This is a genomic window from Kitasatospora sp. NPDC059146, assembly GCF_042786665.1.
GTDB lineage: Bacteria > Actinomycetota > Actinomycetes > Streptomycetales > Streptomycetaceae > Kitasatospora.
The window spans coordinates 150,755-169,693 of the sequence record NZ_JBHZCY010000002.1 but is presented as its reverse complement, the minus strand read 5'-3'; the positions used below and the strand labels follow the sequence as shown (position 1 = coordinate 169,693).

Annotated in this window: 3 protein-coding genes; all 3 read right to left on the bottom strand. The window is 76.5% G+C overall.

Annotated features, from left to right (window positions below; genetic code table 11):
* Positions 1 to 8: 8 nt before the first annotated feature.
* The 3 genes from ACFXPX_RS01555 to ACFXPX_RS01545 are packed head-to-tail and all read right to left on the bottom strand — an operon-like array spanning position 9 to position 18,939.
* On the bottom strand, positions 9 to 1,010 hold the full coding sequence (locus ACFXPX_RS01555; protein ID WP_380639111.1) for a methyltransferase: 1,002 nt from the start codon (positions 1,008 to 1,010) through the stop codon (positions 9 to 11).
* Positions 1,007 to 8,077, bottom strand: coding sequence for an amino acid adenylation domain-containing protein (locus ACFXPX_RS01550; protein ID WP_380639109.1), 7,071 nt, complete (start codon positions 8,075 to 8,077; stop codon positions 1,007 to 1,009). The genes ACFXPX_RS01555 and ACFXPX_RS01550 overlap by 4 nt, the downstream gene beginning before the upstream one ends.
* Positions 8,074 to 18,939 (bottom strand): amino acid adenylation domain-containing protein, encoded by a 10,866-nt coding sequence (locus ACFXPX_RS01545; protein ID WP_380639107.1) that lies wholly within the window; start codon positions 18,937 to 18,939, stop codon positions 8,074 to 8,076. The genes ACFXPX_RS01550 and ACFXPX_RS01545 overlap by 4 nt, the downstream gene beginning before the upstream one ends.

Genomic DNA, 18,939 nt, shown 5'->3' with positions numbered 1-18,939 from the left:
GACGGGGCCTACGACCGGCGGGCCGTCACGAGGTGCTTGTCGCCGTCGGAGCGGCGCACCTCGCAGGCGGTGAACCCGGCGGCCTCCAGCAGTCCGGCGTACTCCCGGGCCGAGCGGTGCCGCCCCTGGGTCTCCACGTGCATCGACAGGTTCATCACGGCGGCGCCGAGCGGGCCGTCGCGGTCCTCGTCGAACAGCCGGTCCATCACCAGCACCCGGCCGCCGGGCGCGCAGGCCCGGTGGGCCGAGCGCAGCAGGTCGAGGCAGGTGGCGTCGGACCAGTCCGACAGGACGTAGCCGAAGGCGAAGCAGTCGCCGGGGGGCAGCTCGTCGCGGAAGAAGTCCCCGGCCCGGAAGTCCAGCCGGTCGTCGAGTCCGTGCTCGCTCCGCTTGGCCTTGAGGAACGGCTCGACCTCGGGCAGGTCGAACACGGTGGCCCGCAGGGCCGGGTGGCGGCGCAGCGCGGCGACGGCGAAGGGGCCGTTGGCCCCGCCGACGTCGACCAGCCTGGTCACCGTGCCCAGGTCGGCGAGTTCGGCCAGGCGGTCGGAGGCGTGGTGGCTCAGCTGCCACATGGCCGCCAGGAACCGCTCGGTCGACGCACCGTCCCGGTGGATCCGGGCGAACGCGTCCGGGAGGTCCGCGTCCACGGCGTCCTTGCCGCGGGTCAGGTACCCGTCCAGCAGCTCCAGTTGGCGGGCGGCGTCGGTGACCAGGTGCTCGACGAAGCCGCCCAGGTAGCGGGGGCCGTCGGGGGCGAGGAAGTCGGCCGTCCCGGCGGGGAGTTCGTACCGGCCGCCGCCGGCGTCGGCGAGCAGTCCGGAGACCTTGAGCAGCAGCATCAGCCGTTCCAGGGTCTCGGCGTCGAGCCCCAGTTCGGCGGCCGCGGCGGGTGCGGTGGCCGGGCCGTGGCGCAGCAGGTGGGTGAAGACGCCGTGCCGGTCGGCCAGCCGCAGGGCGTGGGTGGCGTGGATGCCGTAGAGCGCGTTCTCCAGGGGAGGCGGGATCATGTCGTCACTCCGATCGTCACGGCGAAGAAGTCGTCGACCTCGGCGGCGATCCGGTCCAGGGCCGGCTTGCGGAGCAGGCTGCCGTGGTTGCCCTCGACCCGCCGCAGGGTCAGTGCGGCGGGCAGGCCCCGCCAGCCGTTGTGCTCGTCGTCGAACAGCGCCGGGGCGACTTCGTCCCGGTCGGTGGGTTTGAACAGCAGGACGGGGAAGCCGGCCGCCGTCGCGCAGCTCGCCCGCAGCAGCCGGTCGCTCTCCCGGGCGTCCTTCTCCATGAAGCGGTCGACGTGCTGGCCGTGGCGGCGCTGGTGTTCCAGCACCTCGTCGATGTCGAGGGCGGCGAGCGCGGCGGCGCGCGGCCCCCAGTTGTGGGCGTCGAGGATCACGACTCCGGCGACCCGCTCCCCCGCCCGCTCCAGGACCCGGCCGATCTCGTAGGCGAGCGTTCCGCCGAAGGACCAGCCCAGCAGCCGGTACGGGCCGGCGGGTTGCCGGGCCCGCAGTAGCCGGGCGTACTCCTCGGCCATCTCGCGCAGCGTTGCGTAGCGGTGCTCCAGGTCGTCGAGGTGGGGGTGGTTGACGCCCACGCAGCGCGCGGAGCGCAGCAGTTCCGCCAGCGGCTGGTAGCAGTACGCGGTGCCGCCGGCCGGATGGATCGCGAAGACGGGCGGTTCGCCGTCGGCCGGTGCCGTGGCGGCGCCGTTGCCGAGGTCGGGCAGGTCGAGCAGGACGGGCAGCTGCGGCGGGGTGCCGCCGGCCCGGCCGACCAGTTCGGCGAGCCGCTCGACGGTGCGGCCGTGGAAGACGTCGGCCACCCGGACCTCCGTGCCGAACTCCCGCTGGATCTCCCGGGCCAGCCGGACGGCGAGCACCGACGTCCCGCCGGAGGCGAAGAAGTCGTCCCGCAGGCCCGGCGCGGCCCCGCCGAGGACGGTGTGCCAGAGCCGCCGCAGCGCGTACTGCACCGGGGTCATCATCACCGGGTCGTCCGGTCGGGCGGCGGTCGTCCGCTCGGCCGCCAGTGCGCGCAGCGCGGCGGTGTCCACCTTGCGGTTCGGGGTGAGTGGCAGCTCGGCGAGGACGAGGTACTGGGACGGCCGCAGGTACTCGGGCAGTTGCTCCTGCGCCCGGCGGCGGGCGGCCTCGGCCAGTCCGTCAGCGTCCAGTCCGTCCGCGCTCGGGCCGTCCGCGCCCGGGCCGGCCTGCTGGAGGAAGGCGACCAGCCGGGCGTGCGCCCCGGAGCCGACGGCGGTGACCACCGCCCGTTCCACACCGGCCAGTCGGGACAGCGTCGCCTCGACGTCGCCCGGTTCGATCCGGAAGCCGCGGATCTTCACCTGGGCGTCCTGGCGGCCGAGGAACTCCAGGGTGCCGTCGGCGCGCATCCTGGCCAGGTCGCCGGTCCGGTAGAGCCGCTCGCCGGTCTCCGGGTCGGTGCCGAAGGCCGCCGCGTCCAGGTCGGGGCGCCCGAGGTAGCCGACCGCGAGCCCGGCCCCGGCCAGGTGCAGCATCCCGACGACCCCTTGGGGCACCGGCCGGCCGGAGGCGTCCAGGACGGACGCCCGGGTGTTGGGCAGGGGCCGGCCCAGGTGCACGCGTTCGTGGCGGACCAGCCGGGCCGCCGTGCTCCAGATGGTGGCCTCGGTGGGGCCGTAGACGTTCCACGCGGTGCCCGTCCGCTCGGTGAGCCGGTCGGCGAGCGGTTGGGGCAGGGCTTCGCCGCCGACGACCGCGGTGAAGTCGCGGGGCGCGGCCCATCCGGTGTCGAGCAGGCCCTGCCAGGTGGCCGGGGTGGCCTGGAGGACGTCGGCCCGGTGGTCCGCCAGCCACGTCCGCAGGGTGTCCGGGTCCCGCTGGGCCTGCTCGTCCGCCACGATCACGGTGCCCCCGGCGGTGAGCGGGAGGAGCAGTTCCAGGACGGAGATGTCGAAGGCGGTGGTGGTGATCGCCAGCAGCCGGTGGCCCGGGCCGGTGCCGAGCACCTCGGCCATCGCCCGCAGGGAGTTGGCCAGGCTCCGGTGGGAGACCACCACGCCCTTGGGGCGGCCGGTGGAGCCCGAGGTGTAGATCGTGTACGCGACCGCGTCGGGCCCCGGCCCGGTGGGCCCAGTCGGCCCGGGCGCCCCGCCGGCCTCGATGAGGTCAGCCCCGCCGGGGCGGGTGAGGTCCGCCCAGCCGACGCAGGACAGCCCGGCGGCGCCCGGGTCGCCCAGCGCCAGGCGGGCGCCGCAGTCCTCGACGACGTGCGCCGTGCGCGCGGCCGGGTGGGCCGGGTCGACGGGGACGAAGGAGGCGCCGGCCCGCAGGATCCCGAGCAGCGCGGCGGGCAGCCGGCGGTCCCGGGGCAGGGCGACGACCACCGGGTCCCCGGGGCGCACGCCGTGCCGGTGCAGGCCGGCGGCGACCCGGTCGGCCAGGTCGGACAGTTCGCGGTAGCCGAGCCGTCCGGTCGCGTCCTCGACGGCGGTGCGCCCGGGGTCGCGACGGACCCACCCGGCGACCAGGTCCGTGACCGGCTCCGGCCCGTAGGCGCGGACCGGTCCGGAGCCGAGGCGGCGCAGTGCGGCGCGGCGCGCCGGGGGCAGCAGGTCGAGGTCGCGGACCGGGCCGTCGGGCCGGGCGAGGACCGACCGCAGGAAGGTCTCGAAGCCCTCCAGCCACTGCGCCACGGTGTCCGGCGCGAGGATCGCGGTCGCGTGGTCGGCCCGCAGGTAGGGGCCGTCGACGCCGCCGGTCTGGACGTGCAGGGAGAGGTCGAACTTGGCCGTGTCGGCGTCCAGGGTGAGCAGTTCGGCGGTGGCCCCGGCCAGGTCGAACGGCGCGGGGAGCCGGTCGGCGAGGGTGAACATGGTCTGGAAGACCGGGGTGCGGCCGAGGTCGCGGGCCACGTCCAGGTGGTCGACCAGCAGCTCGAACGGCAGGTCCTGGTTCTCCTGGGCGGTGACGACGGTGTCCCGCGCCCTGGCGACCAGGTCGGTGAAGCGTTCGGTGCCCTCGTGGCGCAGCCGCAGGGCGAGCGAGTTGGCCATCAGCCCGACCAGCCGGTCGCTGCCCACGTAGTGCCGGCCGGCCACCGCCGTGCCCACCACGACGTCCTCGCTGCCCGCCATCCGGCCCAGCCACACCTGGAACGCCGTCAGGTACAGCACGAACTCGGTGACCCCGCAGTCGGCGGCGAGCTTCCGCAGCCCGGCGCTGAGCCCCTCCGCCAGCGGGCGGGTCACGGTGGCGCCGCGGTAGTCCTGCTCGGGCGGCCGGGGGTGGTCGGTCGGCAGCTCCAACCGCTCGGGGGCGCCGTCGAGTCGGGACTTCCAGTGGGCCAGCTGCTGGTCGAGCCGGTCGGAGCCGATCTCCCGCTGCCAGCTTGCGTAGTCGACGTAGCGCAGCGGCACCGGCGGCAGGTCCTCGCCGCGGGAGAGCGCGGCCAGCTCCGCCAGCAGCTGCTCCACCGACCAGCCGTCGACGGCGATGTGGTGCAGGCAGAGCAGCAGGACGGCGTGCTCCTCGTCCAGGGCCACCAGCCGGGCCCGCAGGTTCTCCCCCGCCGTGAGGGCGAACGGCCGCGCCAGGTCGGCGGCGGCCAGGCGGCGCCACTCCCGCTCGCCCTCGGGGCGGTCGAGGCCCCGCAGGTCGCTGACCGCGACCCGGACCGGCGCGGCCGCCAGGACCCGCTGGACGGGCCGGCGGTCGGTCTCGACGTACGCCGTGCGCAGCACCTCGTGCCGGCGCACCAGCGCGGTCAGCAGCCGCCCGACCTCCTCGGCCGACACCCGCCCGGTCAGCCGCAGGGCCAGCGGCACGTGGTAGGCGGGGTTGCCGTCGGTGAGCCGGTCCAGGAACCACATCCGGGCCTGGGCGAAGGACAGCGGCCACTCCGGCCGGTCGGTGGCCCGCGGCAGGGGCTCGGCCGGTGCCCGGCGCGCCGCCGGGTCCACGGCGTCCCGGGCGGCCAGTGCCTCGTCCACGGTCTCGGCGAGGTCGCGCAGCGTGCTGCGCTCGAAGAGCCGGCGGACCGGCAGGTCGACGCCGAAGCGGGCGCGGATCGCGTGGCCGACCTTGACCACCAGCAGCGAGTTGCCGCGCAGCAGGAAGAACGAGTCGTCCGGGCCGACCGTCTCCACGCCCAGCAACCCGCTCCAGATCCCGGCGAGTTCCCGCTGGGTGGCGGTGCGCAGCGCGGAGGCGTCCGGGCCGAGCAGGCTGTCGGCCCCGGGGCGGGGCAGGGCCCGCGGCCGGAGGGTCAGGCTGCGCGGGTTCAGCGGCAGTTCGTCGAGCAGGACGTACGCCTCGGGCACCGGGTGGGGTCCGAGCCGCTCGGCCAGGTGGTCGCGCAGCTCCAGCCGCAGCCGGGCGCGGGCCTCCTCGCCTGCGGGGGCCTGGCCTGCGGGCACCACGTAGGCGGTGAGCCGGGGGCCGTCGGTGCCGACCGGGGCGGCGGTCACCGCGGCGTCCCGCACCGTGCGGTGGGTGCGCAGGGCCGAGGCGATCCGGTCCGGGTCGACCCGGTGGCCGCGCAGTTCGGTCCGGTCGCCGCGGCGGCCCTCGAACACCAGGTTGCCGTCGGGCAGGAACCGGCCCAGGTCGCCGGTGCGGTGGATCCGAGCCGGAGCCCCGTCCGGGCCGTTCGGGCTGTCCGGGTGGCCGGGCGTCAGGCCCCCGCCGGGTGCCAGGCCCTCGCCGGAGACGCCGATCTCGCCGACCAGGCCGGGCGGGAGCGGACGGCCGGCCTCGTCCAGGACGTGGATCCCGACGCCGGGCAGGGCCGTGCCCACCGTCCGGGCGGGGAACCCGGGCCGGTGGACGAAGCTGGTGCTCGTCACCGTGGCCTCGCCGACGCCGTAGGTGTCGGCCACCACCGGCACCCGCGCCGCCCACCTGGTCAGCAGCTCGGGCGGGGACGGCTCGCCCCGCAGCAGCAGCACCCGGACGGCGGGCAGGGCGTCGTCGGGCAGCGCCGCGGCGAGGGAGGGCGGCAGGGCGACCACGGTGGCACCGGGCTCGCGCAGCGCCGCGACGACCTCGGCCGGGCGGTCGTGGACGTCCCGGGTCGGCGGGAGCCGCAGCGCGGCGCCGTTGGCGAGCGCGCCCGCCCACTCCCCGACCGAGGCGTCGCAGCCGGCGGCGGCGAGCTGGAGGACGACCTCGCCCGGCCCGACCCCGAAGGCCTCCCGGTGGTGGGCGGCGAGGTTGACCAGGCCGCGGTGCGCCAGCCGGACCGCCTTGGGCGGCCCGGTGGTTCCGGAGGTGAACACCAGGCAGGCCGGGTCGTCGGGGTCGACGTCCAGCCCGAGGTCGGTGCCGTCCAGCGCGGCGAGTTCCGGTTCTGTCCGCTCCCAGAGCAGCAGCGGGACGCCCGGGAGGGGGTCGGCCGCCAGGGCCTCGTGCGCCAGCAGCAGCGCGGCCCCGGCGACGGCCCTTCCGGTCTCGCTGTCCGTGGAGTCTGTGGAGTCGCCCGGGTCGACGGACAGGTAGCAGGCGCCGGCCTTGGCCGTCGCCAGCCAGGCGACGACCCGTTCGACCGAGCGCTCCATCCGCAGCGCGACGACGTCGCCGGGCCCGATCCCGGCGGCGCGCAGCCTGCGGGCGAGCCGGTTGGCGGTGGCGTTGAGCCACCCGTAGTCCCAGGTGCGCTCGCCCCGGTGCAGCGCGACCACCCGCGGGCCGGTGGCGGCCCAGTGTTCGACCGCCTGGTGGACGGTGCGCGACCGCGGCGGCTCGGGCCGGGGCCGCGACCACGCGGCCATCCGGCGGCGCTGCCGCTCGGAGACCAGCGAGGCCGATTCGACCGGCTGGTCGCAGTCCTCGGCCATCGCCGTCAGGCAGGCGACGTAGCTCTCGGCGAACTCGGCGACGGAGTCCTCGTCGTAGAGCTCGGCCGGGTACTCCAGGCGGAGCTCGATGCGGCCGTCCTGCTCCCCGGCGAACAGCATCTGGTCGAACCTGACGGCGATCTCGGGGGCCGGCCGCAGCTCCGTCTCCAGGCCGTCCAGGACGAGCGGCGGCCCGCTCTCCCCCCAGGTGAACAGCGTCTGGCAGAGCGTGGGCACGTGGGGCTCGCGCTCGGTGGCGACGGCGTCGACGATCTGCTGGTACGGCACGTCGGCGTTGGCCATGGCGTTCAGCAGCCGGTCGCGCACCTGGGTCAGGGCGTCGGCGAAGCTCGCGCCGGGGGCGAGGGTCAACCGCACCGGCAGGGTGTTGGTGAGCAGGCCCACGGTGTCGCCCAGGCCCGGGCGCAGCCGGTTGACCACCGGCACCGTGCCGAGCACGTCGGTGGTGGCGCCGAACCGGGCCAGCAGGGCGAGGTAGGCCGTCATCAGCGTCATCGCGGGGCTGGCGCGGCGTTCCTCGCCGAGCCCGCGCAGTCGGGCGCTGAGTTCCGGGGAGAGGCCGAAGTCGTACCGCCGGGCCTGCCCCGACCAGGAGTCGCGGCCGCGTTCGAAGGGCAGGGTGAGCCGCTGCGGAGCACCGGCCAGGGACTTCTTCCAGAACTCCGACTGCCGGGTCAGGTCGGCCGGTTCGCGCTCGACGTCCTGCGCGAACGGGGTGCCGGGGGGCGGGAGTTCGGGCTCCCGGCCGTGCACGGCGGCGCTGTAGGCGGCGGCCAGTTCGCGCAGCAGGATGCCGATCGACCAGCCGTCCACCAGGAGGTGGTGCACGCAGAGCGCGAACCAGTGGCGGTCCGGCCCGGTCCGGGCCAGCGCGGCCCGGACCAGCGGCCCCCGGTCGAGCGCGAAGGGCTCCCGGAAGAACGCGGCGAGCCGTGCCTCCCGGTCCGGTGCGGACAGCTCCCGCCAGTCGAGTCCGGCAACCGGCACCTCCGGGTCGCCGCTGTCCTCGGCGTGGGGTTCGCCGTCCGCCTCGGGGAACTGCCAGCGCAGCACGGCGTGCCGCCGCAGCAGGGTGCGCAGCGCCTCGGCCAGGGCGGGGAGTTGCGGGGTGCCGCGCAGTTCCAGGAGCACCGGGAGGTTGTAGGTGCCCGGTGCGGGGGCGATCCGCTCGGCCAGCCAGAGCTGCCGCTGGAAGCGGGAGACCGGCTGACGCCGGGTCCGGGTGGGTGCGCCGGTCATCGGGCCTGCCCCTTGTCGTCGATCAGCTGCGCCAGTTCCGCCACCGTGGGGTGGTCGAACACGTCCCGGACCTCCAGCTCCGTGCCGAACTCCTCGTACACGGCGGTGACGAGTTGGACGGCCTTGAGCGAGTGGCCGCCGTGGCGGAAGAAGTCGCCCTCGGGCCCGAGCCGTCGGCCCTCCAGGACCGTCTCCATGAGCCCCTGGAGGCGCTGCACGGTCGAGCCGGCCCCCGGGGAGGGCTCCTCCGGCGCCGGGGCCGCCTCGGGCCGGGGCAGCCGCGCCGCGTCGACCTTTCCGCTCAGGGCCCGGGGCAGGGCGTCGACCTGGCAGAGCCAGGCGGGGACCATCGCGTCCGGCAGGGTGGCCCGCAGCCGGTCCCGCAGCGCGTCCGGGTCGAGCGGTCGCGCCGCGACCAGGTAGCCGAGCAGCCGGACCTCGCCCGACCCGCTGTCGGCGACCACCGCCGCCTGGTCGACGCCCGGCAGGTCGAGCAGCCGGGCGCGGACCTCGCCGGGCTCGACCCGGACGCCGCGGACCTTCACCTGCTCGTCGAGCCGGCCGAGGAACTCCAGCAGGCCGTCGGCCGACCAGCGGCCCCGGTCGCCGGTGCGGTACAGCCGGGTGGGGCGGCCGCCGATCACGGTCTCGACGAACGCGGCGGCGGTCTCGCCGTCCCGCCGGTGGTAGCCCTCGGCCAGTCCGACGCCGCCGATGCAGATCTCGCCGCTGCCGCCGGGGGGCACCGGCCGGAGCCGCTCGTCGAGCAGCCGGACCTCGGTGTTGCGCACGGGCAGCCCGATGGTGGCGGCGCCGCGCCGCCCGTCGACGGGGAAGGCCGTGGCGGTCACGGTGGCCTCGCTGGGCCCGTAGAAGTTGAACATCCGGGCCCGGCCGGACCACCGGTCGATCAGGCTCTGCGGGCAGCTCTCCCCCGCGACCACCAGCACCTGGAGGTCGGGCAGGGCGTGTGGGGGCAGGGTGGCCAGCACGGTCGGGGTGAGCGCGGCCAGGTGGACCGGCGGGTGCCGGTCCGGGTGGTGCAGCCGGTTGACCACCTCGGCGGCGGAGTCCGCCACGATGCTGAGCGTCGCCCCGTTGAGCAGCGCCGTGGTCCACTCCCAGACCGAGCCGTCGTGCCCGCAGGACGCCAGGGAGAGCACGTGGCGGCCCGGTCCGACCTCGTAGTGGTCGTGCTGGGAGAGCGCCAGGTTGACCACGCCGCGGTGCCGGATCCGCACGCCCTTGGGCTCGCCGGTGGAGCCCGAGGTGTGGACGATGTAGGCCAGGTCGTCGGGGCCGGCCGCGGTGGGCAGGGGGCCGTCGTCGAGGTCGGCGCCCGACCGTTCGTCCAGCACCAGGCAGGGACCGTCGGTGGTCGGGGCGGCGTCGGCCCGGTCGGTGACGACCAGGTCGGGCGCCAGGTCGGCCAGCAGGGCGGCGATCCGGGCGGGCGGGTTGCCGCCGTCGATCGCCGCGTAGCAGCCGCCGGTCTTGAGCACGGCCAGGTAGGTGGCGAACAGGTCGGCCGTACGGCGCAGGCGGACGGCCACCACCCGCCGCGGTCCGGCCCCGTGGGCGAGCAGCAGCCGGGCGATCCGGTTCGCCCGGGCGTCCAGTTCGCGGTAGGTGAGCGTCTCCCGGCCGCCGTCGCCGGAGCGGATCGCGCACACGTCGGGGTGCAGCCGCGCCATCTCCTCGAAGCGCTCGGCGACGGTGGTCTCCGGCAGCGGGCGGTGCGGGCCGCGGCGGCCCCCGGTGCGGTCCTGTTCGGCGGCGTCCAGTACGGCGGTCAGCTCGTCGAGGCTCGCCCCCGGGTCGGTGGCGGCCGCGTCCAGCAGCAGCAGGAGTTCGTCGAGCCAGCGGTGCGCCGTCCCGGGCAGGAAGAGCCCGGTCGCGTACTCGATGGTGAGCTCCCGCTCTCCGCCGCGCGGCCGCAGCAGCACGCTGACCTCGTAGCGGGCGACGGTCGACTCCAGCGGTACGGGGACGGCTCCGGGCAGGGTGGCGGCCCGGTCGGCGCTCTCGTGCACGAAGGTGGTCTGGAAGAGCGGGTGCCTGCCGGAGCGGCGGTCGAGGCCGAGCGCGTCGACCACGCTCTCGAACGGCACCTCCCGGTGCTCGTGGGCGGCCAGCAGGCGCTCCTGCACCGCCCGGGCGTGCTCGCCGAAGGTGCTCCGCGCCGCCCGGTCGACGCGCAGGGCCAGCATGTTGGCGAAGAATCCGATCAGCCGTTCCAGGTCCGGGTGGTGGCGGGAGTCGACGGGGGTGCCCACCACCAGGTCGTCCTGGCCCGTGCTGTGGGACAGCCAGGCCGTGTAGGCCGCCAGGTGGAAGGCGAAGGGCGTGACGCCGAGGGTGCGGCAGTGCTCCTCGATCCGGGCGGCCAGTCCGGGCGGCAGCGGCCGGCTGACGCTGGATCCGGTGAAGTCCTGCCGGGCGGGCCGGGGCAGGTCGGCCGGCGGCACCGAGGTGGCGGGCGCCCCGGACAGCGTCCGGTGCCAGAAGTCGACCCGCGCGGTGGCGGCCCGCTGGGTGGCGGGCTCCTGCTGCCAGGCCGCGTAGTCGGCGTACTGGAGCGCCAACTCGGGCAGTTCGGGCGCCTGTCGGTCGCGTTCGGCCCGCTGGGCGAGGTCGAGCTCGGCGGCGAAGACGCCGACCGACCAGCCGTCGGAGACGATGTGGTGCAGCGCGCTGAACAGCAGGTGGCGGTCCTCGGCCAGCCGGAGCACGTGAAAGCGGAACAGCGGGCCGTGGGCCAGGTCGAAGCGGTGCCCGGCCAGTTCGCGCAGCCGCCGGTCGGCGTACGCCCGCCGGTCGGCCTCGTCCACGCCCGGGCAGTCCTCGACCTCCAGGTCGACGGGCATCCGCGCGTGGACGACCTGCTCGATCCGCCCGTCGGCGATCCGGAAGGTGGTCCGCAGCACCTCGTGCCGGTCCACGATCCGCTGCACGGCCCGGCGCAGCAGCGGCCAGTCCGTCGCCCCCTCGATCAGGACGGCCGAGGGCATCGCGTAGACGGCGCCGCGCAGTTCGGGCGGGGCGAGCTGCTCGGCGAACCACAGGCGCTGCTGGCCGGAGGAGGCCGGTGCCCGGGTGGCCGAGCGCCGCCGCAGGGCCGGGGTCCGGTCCGCCGCCGCCACCGTCGCCGCCGGGCGGTCGGCGCGGGCGGCCTCGATCAGCCCGGCCTGCCCGCCCACGTCGGGGTGCAGGAAGATGCCGCGCAGCTGGAGTTCGACCCCGAAGACCTCCCGGACGCGGTTGAGCAGGAGCGTCGCGGTCAGCGAGTGGCCGCCGAGGGCGAAGAAGTCGTCCTCCGGCCCGGGCGTGACCCCCAGCAGCTCGGCCCACAGCCGGGCGACCGCCTGCTCGGTGGCGCCGTACGGCCGCCCGTCGCCCGCAGGCCGCGCGGGCCGCTGCGCCGCGGCCGCCGCCGGGGCGGGCAGCCGGCCGCGGTCGACCTTCCCGTTGCGCGACAGCGGCAGCTCGCCGAGCACCAGGTAGTGCTCGGGGACCATGTACGGGGGCAGCCGGCGCTCCAGCGCCGTCCGGGCCAGCCGGGCGAGCACCCGGCGGAACGGGACGGCTTCGCTCGGCCGCGGGTCGGCGCGCTGGGCGTCGGCCACCGGACCGGCGAAGAAGGCGTGCAGGACCTCGCCGCCGCCGGCCGCGGCCCGGACGATCCGGTCGCCGGTCGGGTCGAGTTCGCCGATCGAGCAGCCGCCGAGCCCGTGGTGGTGGCCGGTGTCCGCGAGCCGCTGCACCAGCCGGCCGGCCGCCGACTCGGCTGCCCCGGGCTCCCGTTCGGCCCCGAGTGTGGGACCGCCGGGCGTGGGACCGCCGGGCGTGGGGCCGCCGGACGTGGGGCCGAGCAGGAACACGGCGGCCGTCGCGCCCTGGTAGATCGACCAGTTGTCCGGGTTGCTCAGGTCGGGTGCGGGCTCCGGCCCGGCGAAGCCGGCCCAGCGGCCGCCCTCCCAGCGGTGCCAGCCCGCCGACAGTCCGCCGCCGGCCCCGGCCGGGACGGCGCCCGGCCTGACGTGCACCAGCACGGTGAGGCCGTCCGGGAGCACCTCGTCCACGGCGCCACCGGCCGCCTCGTCCACCGGGCCGGGTTCCAGCACGCCCAGCAGCCGGCAGTCCGGGCTCTCCAGCACCAGCGGGGTCAGCCCGCCCGCCTCGCGGTCCTGCCGCAGCCGCCAGGCCGCCCCGGTCGCGTCGCTCACCAGCTGAGCCATCGACCCGGCCTCGACCGCCGCGTAGCGCAGGCCCCGCCCGCCGTACTGCGGCTCGATCGCCGAGCCCTTGGCCACCAGCAGCAGGGCCGGGCCCCGGCCGCCGTGGGCGGCGCGCCAGGCGGCCGCCGCCTCGCCGGAGCCCACCCGGACCCACCCGTGCCGGACGGGGTCGAGGTAGAACACCCCGGCGGCCAGACCCTCGGCGTCGCGGTCACCGACCAGGTAGGTCCGGACCGGGTACAGCGAGCCCGCCGACCCGTAGCGCCGCCGGGGCAGCGCGGAGCCCTCGACCGGACGGGCCAGCAGCGGGCGGACGGCGGCGGCGACCGAGCGGTCGTCGCCCGGCGCGGGGCGGGGTGCCAGGGCCCCGGTGAGCCAGTCGGCCAGTGCCCGGGGGTCCGGCTCGGCGCCCTCGAAGGTCCGGAAGCTCTTGCGCGCGCTCAGCGCCGCGTCGTCGGCTCCGGCAGCCGCGGCGCCGAGGGGGTGGAACCCCCCGTCGAGGACGCGCAGCCCGGGCTGTGCCAGCCGGAACTCGACCGCCGCGGCCGCGGCCTCCTCGTCCTCCTCCGGCAGGTCGACGTGCAGGTACGCGGCGAGCCGCGGGGTGCGCCCGTCCGGCCTGACGACGTGCGCCAGGCCGTGCCGCACGCCCGGGAGCCCGGCCAGGTGGTGCTCGATCTCGCCGAGCTCGATCCGGTGGCCGCCCACCTTGACCTGGAGGTCGTCGCGGCCCAGGAACTCGATGTCGCCGTTCGGCAGGTAGCGGCCGCGGTCGCCGGTGCGGTAGAGCCGCTCGCCGGTGTCGGGGTGGAGGACGAAGGCCGCCGCCGTCCGCTCCTCGTCCCGCCAGTAGCCCCGGGCCAGCCCGGTGCCGCCGATGTGGAGGTCGCCGGGCACGTGGTCGGGGCGGGGCCGCAGGGCCCGGTCCAGGACGTGGAAGGTCTGGTTGCGCAGCGGCCGTCCGTACGGGACGCTCGCCCACCCCGGGTCGACCCGGTCGATCTCGTGGGCGATCGACCAGATCGACGCCTCGGTGGCGCCGCCGAGGCCCACCGTCCGCGCGTCGCGGAACACCTCCGACACCCGGCCGGGCAGCTCGGTGGGGATCCAGTCCCCGCTGAGCAGCACCAGCCGCAGACTGTGCGCCAGCCGCTCACGGAACTCGTCCGGGCGGCCGCTCACGGCCGCCGTGAACATCTCCATCGACATCGGCACCGTGTTCCACACCGTGACCCGGTGGTCGAGGACCCAGTCGGCCCAGCGCGCCGGTTCGCGGACCTGGTCGTCCGGCGGGACGACCACCGCGCCGCCCGCGGCGAGCAGGCCGAAGACGTCGTAGACGCTCAGGTCGAAGCCCAGCGCGGAGAGCGCCAGGACCCGGTCCCGCGGGCCGATCCCGTAGCGGTCGTTGATGTCCAGGACGGTGTTCACCGCGCCCCGGTGGTCGATCATCACGCCCTTGGGCTCGCCGGTGGACCCCGAGGTGAAGATCAGGTAGGCGAGGTCGGCGGGCGTCCGGCACGCCGGCGGGGCGCTGACGTCCTCGCCCTCGGCGACCGGTGCGAGCAGGTCCTCGTCCACCGGCAGCACCGGGGCTCCGCCCGGGGCGCACCGCCCGGCCGGCCCGGTGACCCGGGCGAGCCGGTCCGGGTCGGCCAGCACGCCGCCCACCTCGGCGCGGCGCAGCAGGTCCTCGATCCGCTGCTGCGGCGACCCGGCGTCGACCGGCAGGTAGGCCGCGCCCGCCTTGAGCACCGCCAGGCAGGCCACCACCTGGCGCCAGCCCTTGCCGGCCAGGACGGCCACCCGCCCGCCCGGCTCGACGCCCGCGGCCGTCAGGCGCCGGGCGGCCCGGTTGGCGGCGGTGTCGAGCTGCCGGTACGTCAGGGTGCGGTCCTCGGCGACCACCGCGACGGCGTCGGGGCCGCTCGCGGCCCGGTCCTCGAAGAGCTGGTGGAGCAGCCGGTCCGACTCCGGCCCGGCGGTGTCGTTGACCACGGCCCGGCGTTCGGCCTGGGCCTCGGGGAACGGGGTGAGCCGCGTACGGTCCCAGGCCCGCTCGTCCCGGGCGAGGGCGCGCAGCGCGGCGCAGTACGCCGCGTGCATGTCGCGCACCAGGCCGTCCGGGAAGAGCCCCGCCACGTGGTCCCAGCAGAGCACCAGCTCCCCGCGGGACTCGTAGACCTGGTGGTCCAGCCAGACCTGCGGGGTCTGGGTGATGTTGAAGACCTCGTCGGGGAAGAGGCTCTCCCAGCCGTCCGCCCCGCCCTCGCCGCCCAGCAGGCAGGTGAACACCACCGGCATCAGCGGTCCCCCGTCGAGCCCCCGGGTGCGCGCCAGTTCGCGCAGCACGCGGACGCCGCCGAAGTGGCGGTGGTCGAGGTCCTCCCAGAGCCGGCCCTGGGTCCGGCCCGCGCGCTCGGCGAACGGGACGTCCGGCTCCGACCAGTCCAGCTCCAGGAGGTTCACCGAGGTGAAGTCCCCGGCGATCGCGTTGATCCGGGGGTGGACCGGCAGCCGGTTGAAGAGCGTCGTGGTGACGGTGAAGTGCGGTTCGGCGCTCCAGGTGGCGAGGGTGTCGGCGAAGGCCGCCGCCAGGACGGCCGACAGCGACAGGCCGCGGCGCTCGGCGCGTTCGCGCAGGGCACGCAGGTCGGCGGCGGGGAGCCGGCGCTGCACCCGGTCGAAGCGGCGCGGCCCGGTCGGGGCGGTCGCCGCCAGGGGCAGCGCCGGGGCGGCGGGCAGGGTGTCCAGCCGGCCCGTCCAGTAGTCCCTGGAGCGGCGGAAGGCCGCCGTGCCGGCGAACTCCCGCTCCGCCAGCACGTAGTCGCGCACGCTCAGGTCCAGCGCGGGCAGTTCGGCGTCCTCGTCGCGGTAGAGCCGGGCCCACTCGTTGAGGACGAGGTTCAGGCTCCACGCGTCGAGCCCCAGGGCGTCCAGGCTGAGGTGCAGCCGGTGACGGTCCGGCAGCCGGCTCGCGGCGATCTCGAACAGCGGCCAGCGCTCGCTGGGCAGCACCTGGTGCGCCATCCGGTCGCGGGTGGCCGCGAGCGCCCGCTGCGCCTCCGCCGGGCCGTGCCCGGCCAGGTCGGCCACCGCGATGCGGTACTCCGGGACGTGGGGCAGGATCCGCTGCCGGCCCTCCGCCACCACCAGCCGCAGTGCCTCGTGCCGGCGCACCAGCCGGTTGAACGCCCGCTCCAGGCGGGCGACGTCGAGGTCCGGCACGTCGTACTCCACGTAGCAGTGGACCGAGACCTCGCCGAAGTCCAGCGCGCCCGTCCGCCCCACCCAGTACGCCTGCTGCACGTCGGTCAGCGGGAAGGGCTCGTAGCGCCGCTGCGGGTCGGCGACGATCCGCGGCAGCGCCGGGCCGTCCGGGTCGGCGGGCCCGCCGGCCGCCGACCGGGCCTCGTCCAGCCACCGGGCCAGCGCGGTCGCCGTGCCGCACTCGAACAGCGCGCGGACGGGGCAGGGCCGGCCGGACCGGTCGGCGATCCTGGCGGCGGCCTGGGTCGCGAGCAGCGAGTGTCCGCCGTGGTCGAAGAAGTCGGCGTCGGCGGGGACGGAGTCGACGCCGAGGGTCTCGGCGAACACCCCGGCGACCAGCTTCTCGGTCGGGGTGCTCGGCTCCACCCCGGCGGCGCGGTCCGCCGGACGCGGCGCGGGCAGCCGGTCGTGGTCGACCTTCCCGTTGGCGGTCAGCGGGAACGCGTCCAGCAGCACCACGTGGGCGGGGACCAGGTGGAGCGGCAGCCGGGCGCGCAGCGCGCCGGTCAGGGCGGCTTCGGTGGTTCGGGCGTCAACGCTGGCGCCGGCCCCCGGCGCCTCGGCCCCCGGCTCCGGCACCACATGGGCGACCAGCCGCCCGTCGACGGCGGTGACCAGCGCCTCCCGGACCCCGGGCAGGGCCAGCAGCGCGCGCTCCACCTCGCGCAGCTCGATCCGGTAGCCGCGGATCTTCACCTGGCGGTCCTTGCGGCCGACGAACTCGACCCGGCCGTCGGCGGTGCACCGGCCCAGGTCCCCGGTGCGGTAGAGCCGCTGCGCCCCGACCCCCGGCAGGACCGCCTCGAAGAACGCGGCCTTGTCCAGCTCCGGCCGCTTCCAGTAGCCCCGGGTGAGCCCCTCGCCGCCGAGGCAGATCTCGCCGACCGCCCCCGGGAGCACCGGCCGGCCGCCCTCGTCGAGCACCACGACCAGGCTCCCGCTGTGCGGCACACCGAGGTCGACCGGGTGCGAGCGCTTCGTCACCGGGTCGTGGACGAGCCGGTGCGCCGTCCACACCGCCGCCTCCGCCGGGCCGTACTCGTTGAACAGCGCCACCCCGCCGAGCAACACCCGGTGCCGCTCGGCGAGTTCCTCGCCCCACGCCTCGCCGCCCACGATCACGGTGTGCAGCCGGAGCCCGTCGGGGACGCCGTGCCGGGCGAAGTGGTCCAGCAGCTGCTCGTAGGCCGCCGGGGTCTGGTTGAGCACGCCGACCCGGTGCCGCACCAGGTGGTCGGCGAACTCCTCCGGGGCCCGGGCGACCGTCGGCGGGACGGGGCTCAGCACCGCGCCGTGGCTCAGCGCGCCCCAGATCTCCCAGACCGAGAGGTCGAACGCGCAGGAGTGGAACAGGGTCCAGCAGTCGTCCGGCCCGAAGGCGTACAGCGGATCGGGGTCGGGGAAGAGCCGGGTGACGCTGCGGTGGGTGATCGGCACGCCCTTGGGCTCGCCGGTCGACCCGGAGGTGTACACCAGGTAGGCCATCGCGTCCGCGCCCACGGACACCCCGAGGTCGGCCGACCCGAGCGCCTCGATGCCCCGGCGCACGGCCGGGTCCGCGGGGACCAGCACCTCGGCGCGGCCCGCCACGGTCGCGCGCAGCCCGGGCGTGGTGACCACGACCGCCGCGCCCGCGTCGGCCAGCACCGAGCGGATCCGCTCGCCCGGGTGGTTCACCTCGACGGCGAGGTACGCCGCCCCGGTCTTCACCACCGCGACCATCGCGGTCACCAGCTCGGGCCCGGTCGGCAGCGCGATCCCGACGACCGCGCCGGGCCCCGCGCCGCGCGCCACCAGGGCCCGCGCCAAGCGGTTGGCCCGCTCGTTCAGTTCGCGGTACGTCAGGTCGCCGTGCTCGCCCCGGAGCGCCGGGGCGTCCGGGGTGCTCCGCGCGAACCGCTCGACGTACTGGTGCAGCAGGACGTCCCGGTCGTGCGGCAGGTCCGCGCCGCTCAGGGACCGGACCCGCTCGGCCACCACCGCCGGGTCCTCCAGCGGGAGTTCGCCCACCGGCCGGGCCGGGTCGGCGACCGCCCCGGCCAGCAGCCGGGCGTAGTGCTCCGCCATCCGCCGGACGGTGGACTCGACGAACAGGTCGGTGGCGTACTCGAACTCCAGGGCGTAGCCCCGCCCGGTCTCCTCGGCCACCAGCGACAGGTCGAACTTGGCGTGCCCGGTCACCGGACGGCGGCCGGTGGCCGTCACCCCGTCCAGCTCCAGCCCGCTGCGCCCGGCCCCGAGCGTGGAGCGGCCCTCCTCCAGCAGCACGAACAGCGTCTGGATCAGCGGGCTGCGGCTGAGGTCCCGCGCCACCCCCAGCTCGTCGACCAGCAGGTCGAGCGGGATGTCCTGGTGGTCGTGGGCGTCCAGGGTCGTCTGCTTGACCTGCTGGAGCAGCTCGCGGAAGCCCTGGCCCCGGTCGACCCGCAGGCGCAGCGGGACGGTGTTGGCGAAGTAGCCGATCACGCCCTCGGTCTCGGGCTGCGAACGGCCGGCCGTGGGGACGCCCACCACGAGGTCCGGGGACTGGGCGTAGCGGTGCAGCAGGACGGCGTACCCGGCCAGCAGCACCATGAAGGGCGTGACACCCTCGCGCGCGCCGAGGCGGCGGACCTCCTCGGACAGCGTGCGGGGCAGCCGGGTCCCGAACAGCCGGCCCGCGTCGGAGGCCACCGCCGGGCGCGGCCGGTCCGTCGGCAGGGCGAGCAGGTCGGGGGCGCCGTCCAGCCGCTCCTTCCAGAACCGCAGCCCGCGCGCCAGGCGTTCGTCCGACAACTGCTCGCGCTCCCAGAGCACGTAGTCGCCGAACTGGATCTCCGGCTCGGCGAGTTCGGTGGGCTCGGCGGGTTCGGCGGGTTCGGCGGGCTCGGCGAGGGCGCCGACGCCGCCGCGCACCGCGCGGTTGTAGTGGTGCCCGAGCTCCCGGGTGAAGATCCCCAACGACCAGCCGTCGCCGACCAGGTGGTGGAACACCGCCGCGAGGACGTGCGCGCGCGGCCCGACCCGCAGCAGCCGCACCCGCCACAGCGGTCCGGCCGCCAGGTCGAAGGGGCGCCCGACCAGCCGCAGCAGCTGCGCGTCGACGTCGGCCTCCGCGGGGACCACCGCGAAGTCCACCACCGCGCGCTCGTGGACGAGTTGGCGCGGCTCGCCGGCCCGGTCGGGGAAGGTCGAGCGCAGCGCCTCGTGCCGGTCGGCGACCTCGCCGAGCGCCGTTCGCAGCGCCTCCTGGTCCACCGGGCCGTCCAGGGTGACGAACAGCGGCAGGTGGTAGGTCGCCCGCCCCGGGAAGAGCTGCTCCAGGAACCACAGGCGCGACTGGGCGAAGGACAGGGGAAGAACGTCAGGCTGCAT